This window comes from Paludibacter sp. 221, assembly GCF_010501035.1.
In the GTDB taxonomy this organism is placed as follows: Bacteria; Bacteroidota; Bacteroidia; order Bacteroidales; family Paludibacteraceae; genus QVMH01.
In genome coordinates this window covers 7,303-11,534 of the sequence record NZ_QVMH01000034.1, presented here as the reverse complement: position 1 = coordinate 11,534, position 4,232 = coordinate 7,303, and the positions used below count along the sequence as shown (strand labels likewise).

Genomic DNA, 4,232 nt, shown 5'->3' with positions numbered 1-4,232 from the left:
GGAAGATTTTTTAACGCCGTCTGCTCTTATTTTTCGGCTCACCGGACAAGGTCAAAAAAGTACCTATAACAGATTGAAGAAACATTCGACATTTTTCGTCATGTATTCAAGTAGTTTTATTCAAAAAAAGCTGCCGAATTTCGACAGCTTTTCAAACCATTCAGTTAATGCACGGTTATTTTTTAATATCACTAATGTCTTTCAACCAGTCTTCTATTTCCTGCTCATGTTCCAGCTCATCGGCCAAAATTTGTGTCGCAATCTTATAAGTTTCGTGGTCTTTACCAAAGGTATAGTCGGCTATTTCCTGATAGCGTACAATAGCACATCTTTCACCTTTCAGGTTATCGTTCAAAATTGATACGATATAAGGGTTGGTTGGTGCATAGTATTTGCAACGAGCCAACTTTGTCCATTCTTCAGGAGAAAGTACCGGAGTTCCTTCCAACTGGATAATACGCTCGACCAACATATCAGCATGTCCTAACTCTTCTTTAGCATGAATTTCGAGCTCTTTCTGAACCGAAGGACGCATAGGGCCTTCAACCAAGGCTGCTCCTACCCAATATTGGTAATATGCCAACCATTCTTCACTAAGTGCTGCGTTCAGCATTTCTAATAATTTTTTTACATCAAGCGATTTTTTGATAATATCAACACTTTCTTTTCCCATGATTCTAATATTTTAATGAATTAATACTTTAATAAAAAATCTTTTTCTGAAATCCAAGTATAATACAAACAACACAAAGCCGAAAAAGGTTTTGCAAAATATACTGATATTTATTTTTTAACACTTTTTGTTTTCAATAGCAGTAAAGTTATATCCCAAAATAATTACACTTTGTACCAAAGCAAGAAACCGAACTCAACAAAGTCACACATATAAAGGAATAATTTTCTACCTATGTGGCTTCTATTGCGATAAATAATGATTGAATTTTGTGTGTTTATAATAAAAAAACTTATCTTTGCAACTCTAAAAAAATAGAATTAAATAATTGTGTTATTTTTAAAATAAGAAATTCATGTTAAACAAAGGACTTGTAAGGCTCTTTACAGCAGCACTCACACTTGTGTGTTTGTTTTATCTTTCGTTTACTGTTGTAACGGCAACCTATTCAAAAAAGGCAAGCGAATACGCGAATGGGGATAAAATGAAAGAATACCAGTATCTGGATTCTTTGGGATACGAAAAGGTTTGGCTTGGCTATACGCTGAAAGAATGCCGCGAAAAAGAAATTAACCTGGGTCTTGACCTTAAAGGGGGGATGAACGTTACACTCGAAGTATCTATCCCTGATGTTATCCGCTCGTTATCAGGATACAACACCACCGAAAATTTCAACAAAGCATTGGCTCTTGCCAGCGAACGTCAGAAAACAAACAGTAATGTCCAATACCTGGATTTATTTGTTCAGGCATATACCGAGCTCGACCCACAGGGACAACTTGCTGCTATTTTCAGTACATTCGACCTGAAAGACCGTATATCATTAAATACACCGAACGACGAAGTGGTAAAAGTGCTTCGCAGTGAGATTGACGGCGCTGTAAGCAACTCGTTCAACGTGCTTCGTACACGTATCGACCGTTTCGGGGTGGTACAGCCTAATATCCAGAAACTTGGAAACACTGGTCGTATACTGATTGAGCTTCCCGGTATTAAAGAACCCGAACGCGTTCGTAAACTGCTGCAAGGTTCTGCTAACCTCGAATTTTGGGAAACTTACGAGTTGAACGAGATATACAGCAACCTGTCTGAAGCAAACCGCGTGTTAGCCGAAATGCAACGCGCAACAGAATCGGCAAAAGCAGAAGAAACAACTTCGACAGCATCTACCAATACCGCAAACTCAACTCTTGACGCCGACAGCTTAGCCCTGTTGGAACAAGGTGACGAAAACGTTGCTGATAACAACAAACTACTCGAAGAATACAAAAAAGCAAATCCATTGTTCGGTTTAACCCAAACTGAAACAATGCGTGGATATGCCGGACCTCTTGTAGGAGTAGTATCAGGACGCGACACTGCTAAAGTAAACGAATATCTTAGCATGAAACAAGTAAGGGAAGTTTTCCCTCGCGACCTTGAGTTCCGCTGGTCGGTTAAACCAACCAGCGAACGTGGCGACATGTACGAACTGTTGGCTATCAAAGTAACCAACCGCGATGGACGCGCTCCACTTGCAGGTGACGTTATTACCAATGCACGTGCCGATTTCTCGCAAGGGTCAGCTTTCGCAAACGTTAGTATGAGCATGAACGCCGAAGGGTCGAAAACTTGGGCTCGCATGACAAAAGATAATATCGGTAAATGTATCGCTATCGTATTGGATGGATATGTGTACTCTTACCCACGGGTTAATACTGAAATTTCGGGAGGACAATCTCAAATCACAGGTAACTTCACCCTTGAAGAAGCGAAAGACTTGGCAAATACCCTGAATTCGGGTAAAATGCCTGCTCCGGCACGTATCATTCAAGAAGATATAGTAGGACCATCGTTAGGAGAGCAAGCTATCAACAGCGGTTTGATTTCTTTCATCATCGCTTTTGTCCTGATTCTGCTTTACATGATTTTCTATTATGGCCTGATTCCGGGTCTTATTGCAGACATAGCATTGTTCGCAAACGTATTTTTCCTGCTTGGTATACTTGCCTCGTTCTCGGCAGTACTTACATTACCGGGTATAGCGGGTATTGTGCTCACGCTGGGTATGGCGGTGGACGGTAACGTGCTTATCTACGAGCGTATCCGGGAAGAAATGCGCGCGGGTAAAAACCTGAAAAAAGCAGTTCAGGATGGTTTCGGAAATGCAATCTCTGCTATTATCGACGCCAACGTAACAACTGTAATCACCGGTATTATATTAATGATATTCGGAACAGGCCCTATCAAAGGTTTTGCAAACACATTGGTTATCGGTACTATTACATCGTTCATTACATCAGTATTCCTTACACGTACTATGCTGCAAGCATATGCCAACAGGGATAAAGCAAAAGAACTTCCATTTACAACAAATGTAACCAAGAACTGGTTCCAGAATACACGTTTCAATTTCATCGGGAAACGTAAAATCGGATACATCATTTCTCTTGCAATGATTGTTATCTGTATCGTATCGTTATTCACACGTGGATTGAGCTTAGGTATCGACTTCAGCGGTGGACGTAACTATGTAGTACGTTTCGAACAACCTGTACAAACCGAAGAAGTACGCTCGCTCCTTGATGATGCTTTTGAAGATGCTGCGGCACAAGTTATCACCATTGGTTCTGACAATCAGGTACGTATTTCTACCAAATACAAAATTGACGACAATTCTGAATCGGTAGATAACGAAATGGAAACTATATTGTACAACAGTCTGCAACCGCTTTTGGGCGACAATGTGACCAAAGAAGAATTTGTACAGGATTATATCCAAAGTTCGCAAAAAGTAGGCCCTACCATTGCCGACGACATTAAACGCTCTGCAGTATTTGCAGTTATATTTGCGATTCTTGCTATCGGACTGTATGTGTTTATCCGTTTCCGTGGATTCGGCTACTCACTTGGTGCTATTGCCGGATTGACTCAGGATGCCCTTATCACATTAGGATTGTATTCGCTTTTCTATGGTATCATGCCGTTCTCGATGGAGATAGACCAATCGTTCATCGCGGCAATACTTACAGTAGTAGGTTATTCGGTAAACGACAAGGTGGTTATCTTCGACCGTATACGTGAAAACGTAAGGTTGTATCCGAAACGCGAAAGAAGTACCGTTATAAACGACTCTATTAACGCTACATTAAGCCGTACGTTCAGTACCTCGATGAGTACATTAGTAGTGTTGATTGCAATCTTCATCTTCGGTGGCGAAACTATCCGCGGATTCGTATTCGCTATGATGTTCGGTATTATCATCGGTACTTTCTCATCTATATTCCTTGCAGCACCGATTGCTTACGAATACTACATGAAAAAAACCAAAAAGGCCGAAGCCAAAGCAATAGAAAAGAAATAAGCGTACAAGTAATTAATTACGAGTTACAAGCCTTATTTTCTTGACAATAAAACAAAAAAGAACTCTATACGAAAAGCTCCTGTCTTAGTGGACAGGAGTTTTTGTTTTCAGGGTAACATCAAAATCTATCAAATCATGTTGATTTGTTTTTTTTAATCTACTTCGTAGCCGTAGCTAATTTTTCCGCCTCAGCTGGTGAGCGTTAAGAAATTCAGC

The 4,232-nt window shown here is 40.3% G+C and carries 2 protein-coding genes; one reads left to right on the top strand and one right to left on the bottom strand.

The features are described from left to right. Window positions 1–175: 175 nt before the first annotated feature. Window positions 176–673 (bottom strand): ferritin-like domain-containing protein, encoded by a 498-nt coding sequence (locus tag D0T49_RS08130; RefSeq protein WP_163630202.1) that lies wholly within the window; start codon window positions 671–673, stop codon window positions 176–178. Window positions 674–1,028: 355 nt separating this feature from the next. On the opposite strand from D0T49_RS08130, the gene secDF reads away from it, so the two are divergent. Next, window positions 1,029–4,016 (top strand): protein translocase subunit SecDF, encoded by a 2,988-nt coding sequence (gene secDF, locus D0T49_RS08125; protein WP_163630200.1) that lies wholly within the window; start codon window positions 1,029–1,031, stop codon window positions 4,014–4,016. Window positions 4,017–4,232: the final 216 nt, after the last annotated feature.